This is a genomic window from Mesorhizobium sp. M7A.F.Ca.CA.002.04.1.1 (assembly GCF_004022805.1).
Taxonomy (GTDB): Bacteria; Pseudomonadota; Alphaproteobacteria; order Rhizobiales; family Rhizobiaceae; genus Mesorhizobium; species Mesorhizobium ciceri.
Genome location: NZ_RZPL01000469.1, coordinates 1 through 4596 on the forward strand (window position 1 = coordinate 1; position 4596 = coordinate 4596).

Annotated in this window: 4 protein-coding genes; 1 reads left to right on the forward strand and 3 read right to left on the reverse strand. The window is 63.7% G+C overall.

The genetic code is table 11. The annotated features are described in order from the left end of the window. Window positions 1-2059, forward strand: a 2059-nt coding sequence (locus ENZ75_RS21875) for an FAD-dependent oxidoreductase (RefSeq protein WP_164887915.1), incomplete at its 5' end; no start/stop codon positions are given. 51 nt (window positions 2060-2110) lie between these two features. Here the strand turns inward: ENZ75_RS21875 and ENZ75_RS21880 are convergent. The 3 genes from ENZ75_RS21880 to ENZ75_RS21890 all read right to left on the reverse strand — a co-directional run. Beyond that, window positions 2111-2698 carry an NAD(P)H-dependent oxidoreductase gene (locus ENZ75_RS21880; RefSeq protein WP_013531132.1) on the reverse strand — a complete coding sequence of 196 codons (588 nt, stop codon included), beginning with the start codon at window positions 2696-2698 and terminating at the stop codon, window positions 2111-2113. Beyond that, window positions 2698-3279, reverse strand: coding sequence for an NAD(P)H-dependent oxidoreductase (locus ENZ75_RS21885; protein ID WP_063170260.1), 582 nt, complete (start codon window positions 3277-3279; stop codon window positions 2698-2700). The genes ENZ75_RS21880 and ENZ75_RS21885 overlap by 1 nt, the downstream gene beginning before the upstream one ends. After that, window positions 3279-4596, reverse strand: a 1318-nt coding sequence (locus tag ENZ75_RS21890; protein ID WP_164887916.1) for an FAD-binding oxidoreductase, incomplete at its 5' end; no start/stop codon positions are given. The genes ENZ75_RS21890 and ENZ75_RS21885, both read right to left, overlap by 1 nt.

Here is a 4596-nt window from a genome sequence, read left to right on the forward strand (position 1 = left end):
GATGTACCCGCATCTCAATGTTTCCGATGTCGTCGGCGCCGTGCATCTGCCGCTCGACGGCCAGTGCGACCCCGCCAACATCGCCATGGCACTGGCCAAGGGCGCGCGCCAGCGCGGTGCGACCATCGTCGAGAACGTCAAGGTCACCAAGGTCCACAGCAAGGCCGGCCGCGTCACGGGCGTGTCCTGGACACAAGGCGAAGAGCAAGGCACGATCGAGGCCGACATCGTCGTCAACTGCGCCGGCATGTGGGCGCGCGAACTGGGAGCGCAGAACGGCGTCACCATCCCGCTGCACGCCTGCGAGCATTTTTACCTCGTCACCGAGCCGATCCCCGGCCTCACCCGCCTGCCGGTGCTGCGTGTGCCCGACGAGTGTGCCTACTACAAGGAGGACGCCGGCAAGATGATGCTGGGCGCTTTCGAGCCGGTGGCAAAGCCCTGGGGCATGGACGGCATCCGTGAAGATTTCTGCTTCGACCAACTGCCGGAGGATATGGAGCATTTCGAGCCGATCCTCGAAATGGGCGTCAACCGCATGCCGATGCTGGCGACCGCCGGCATCCACACCTTCTTCAATGGTCCCGAGAGTTTTACGCCCGACGACCGCTACTATCTCGGCGAGGCGCCGGAACTGTCCGGCTACTGGATGGCGACCGGCTACAATTCGATCGGCATCGTCTCCTCCGGTGGCGCCGGCATGGCGCTGGCGCAGTGGATCAATGACGGCGAAGCCCCCTTCGACCTGTGGGAAGTAGACATCCGCCGCGCCCAGCCGTTCCAGAAGAACCGCCGCTATTTGAAGGAGCGCGTCTCTGAAACGCTTGGTCTGCTCTATGCCGATCATTTCCCCTATCGTCAGATGGCGACGTCGCGCAATGTCAGGCGCTCGCCGCTGCACGAGCATCTGAAGGCGCGCGGCGCTGTCTTCGGCGAAGTCGCCGGCTGGGAGCGCGCCAACTGGTTCGCCCGCGAGGGCCAGGAGCGCGAATACCGCTATTCCTGGAAGCGCCAGAACTGGTTCGACAATCAGCGCAAGGAACACCTTGCGGTCAGGAATGGCGTCGGCCTGTTCGACATGACCTCGTTCGGCAAGATCCGTGTCGAGGGCCGCGACGCCTGTGCTTTCCTGCAAAGACTATGCGCCAACGACATGGATGTCGCGCCGGGCAAGATCGTCTACACCCAGATGCTCAACCAGCGCGGCGGCATCGAGAGTGACCTGACGGTCTCGCGGTTGTCCGAGACGGCGTTCTTCCTCGTCGTCCCAGGCGCCACGCTGCAGCGCGATCTGGCTTGGCTGCGCAAGCACGTCGCCGACGAGTTCGTCGTCGTCACCGACGTAACGGCGGCCGAAAGCGTGCTCTGCCTGATGGGCCCGGACGCGAGAAAGCTGATCCAGAAGGTCAGCCCGAACGATTTCTCCAATGAGAAAAATCCGTTCGGCACGTATCAGGAGATCGAAATCGGCATGGGCCTGGCTCGCGCCCACCGCGTCACCTATGTCGGCGAACTCGGCTGGGAGCTCTATGTCTCGACCGACCAGGCGGCCCATGTCTTCGAGGTGGTCGAGGAGGCAGGTGTGGATGTCGGCCTGAAACTCTGCGGCCTGCACACGCTGGATTCCTGCCGCATCGAAAAAGCGTTCCGGCATTTCGGCCATGACATCACCGACGAGGACAATGTGCTGGAAGCCGGCCTCGGCTTCGCGGTGAAGACCGCCAAGGGCGACTTCATCGGCCGTGACGCGGTGCTGCGCAAGAAGGAAGCCGGCCTGTCACGCCGGCTCGTACAGTTCCGGCTGAAGGATCCGGAACCCCTGCTCTTCCATAACGAGGCGATCCTGCGCGACGGTAAGATCGTTGGTCCGATAACGTCTGGCAATTACGGCCATCACCTCGGCGGCGCCGTCGGGCTGGGCTATGTGCCTTGCGAGGGCGAGAGCGAGGCGGATGTGCTGGCGTCGTCCTATGAGATCGAAATCGCCGGCGAGCGTTTTGCGGCGGAAGCCTCGCTGAAGCCGATGTACGATCCGAAATCGGAGCGGACGAGGATGTAGTGCCTTCTCGCCTCCCCCTTTGTGGGGGGGAAGGAAGGGAAAGTCGCCCTCTCAAAACCTTTCCAGCTTCCCTCGCACCTTCGCCAGAAACGCCGCCCTTGTCGCCGGCGTCGAGGCATCCATCAAATAGTGCGCCAGGAAAAACGTCCGGCAGCGCGTGGCGCACAGCGCCCGCATGCCGCGCAGCAGGGTCTTGCGTCCCGGCTGGCCGACGACGACGCTCCACCAGGTCGGCGCGCCGCAGGTGGTGATGACGCCGACCTTGGTTACATGCGTCATCAGCGACTTGATCCGTCCCTTGCCGGTCGGCAGCTTGAAGGCGACGTCCGTCGCCCACACCCGGTCGAGCCAGCCCTTCAGCATCGCCGGCAGTCCGTACCACCAGGTCGGATAGACGAACAGGATCGCTTCGGCCCAGTTGAGCAGTTCGAAATGCGGCTTCAGTGCCGGGTCCTGCGGCGCCTGGTCATTGTAGGAGCGCCGCTCGTCGCAGCCCATCACCGGGTCGAATTTCTCCGCATAGAGGTCGAGCAGCCGCACCTCCCAGCCTCGTCGCATCAGCACGTCGATGGCAGTGTCGCGGATGGCGGCGCAAAAGCTCTCGGGTACCGGATGGCAGTAGACCACCAGTGCGCGCATCAGAACTCATCCATGCGGGCCGCGACCTTGGTCGTGAAAGCCTTGCGCGAGCCGTCGGTAGACAGGTTCATCGCGTAGTGCGCGAGGTAGGTCACCGGCGCGCCCGGTTTGACGGTGGCGCGCAGCATCCGCTTGATCAGCCTGCGCGGCGGATCGCCCATCAGCAGGGCGCGGAACCGGCTGCCGCCGTAGGTGGTCACCGCCGCAACCTTGCGAATGTTGTGCAGCGACGGCTGCGCCTTGCCGTCGACCAATTTGAACGACACGCCGGGCAAGAACACGCGATCGAAAAAGCCTTTCAGGATCGCTGGAAAGCCATAGTTCCAGACGGGATAGGAAAGCACCAGCGCATCGGCGCGCAGCAGGCGCTCGACATAAGGCGCGACAGCGTCGGCGGGGCCACGTGGGTTGTGGTAGTCCAGCCGCTCCTGGCGCGTCAGTCGCGGATCGAAACCCTCGGCATAGAGATCGCAGTCGTCGACCGTATGGCCCGCCGCCGTCAGGCGCTCGACGATCATCCGGTGCAGGCCGGCATTGAAGCTGGTCTCGACCGGATGGGCGTAGAGGACGAGGATGTTCATCATCCTACCTTCTGCAGCCCCCTGAACAAAAAAGTCCGCCCGGAACGGTAGTCGTAGTCCGGGTTCTCCCAGGCGATCATCTTGCCGGGGTTGAGGAGCCCTTGCGGATCGGTCTGGCGCTTGAAGGCGAGTTGCACCGCGTCGGTCTGCTTCATGCCGCCCTCTTCCAGCGTGTAGCGATGCGGGTTGAAGATCGGGCAACCGTTCGCTTCATGCAGGCGCACGATCTCGTCGAGCCGCGCTTCGGTCGTGAACTTGACCAGCGGCAGGCCGAAGCAGGTAATGTTGCCGTCCAGCCGCACGAATTCGAGATGCGAGAAAACCTCGCCCGGAAACATCGCATCCATCTTCTCGACAAGCGCCAGCTGGTTGGGAAAGGGATAGAGCGACTGCAGATAGGTGATCGAAGGGTCGACGCGCAGCGCCCTCAGCGTGGTGTGGTTCCAAGCCAATTCATAGGCCGGCGGCAGGCCTTTTTTCTCATCCGGCGTCGCCGTGGCCGCATTGTAGATCACCTCGCCGCCGGCACGCCGGGTGAAGGCAAGAAAAGCGTCCAGCCCGGGCTGCGCCACCATGACGACGCAAATGCTCTGCCCGTCGCTCAGGAATTTCTGGTGCCGCTTGAAATAGAGCTGCGGCACGGGTGCCGCTATCGGCGTGATCAGCTTGGTCAGGATGCCATCCTGACAGGCCAGCGCATTGCCATAGCGGGCCGCATCCATGAAAGCGTCGAAGCCGACAATGACGTCGATCCAGTCATACGCCGCGGTCAGCGGCATCTCGACTTCCGATATGATGCCGTTGGTGCCGTAGGCATGGGTCACCTTGTGCAGATCCGCGCCGGTGAGCTCGAGCGCTTTCGGCTCGGCCTCCATGGTCACCACGCGCAGCCGAAGCACATTGCCGAAATCGCGCAACCCGCCGAAATTGATCGAGCCGATGCCGCCCGAACCGCCGGCGATGAAGCCGCCAATCGAGGCTGTGTTGTAGGTGGAGGGCGATAGCCGCAGTTCCTGCCCGGAATGCGCCCGCGTTGCCTTGTCGATATCGGCCAGGATCGCCCCCGGCCCGGTCACGACGCGACCCGGAGCGATCGACTTGATCTCGTTCATCTCGGCAAGGTTGAGCACGACGCCGCCGGAGAGCGGCATCGCCTGGCCGTAATTACCGGTGCCGCTGCCGCGCGGTGTCACCGGCACGCCATGACGATGACGGGCGGCAAGCACGCGGATCAGTTCGGCCTCGTTCTTCGGCGTCACGATCAGGTCGCCGGTGACATGGTCGAGCTGCTGCTTCAGCACCGGGCTGTACCAGTAG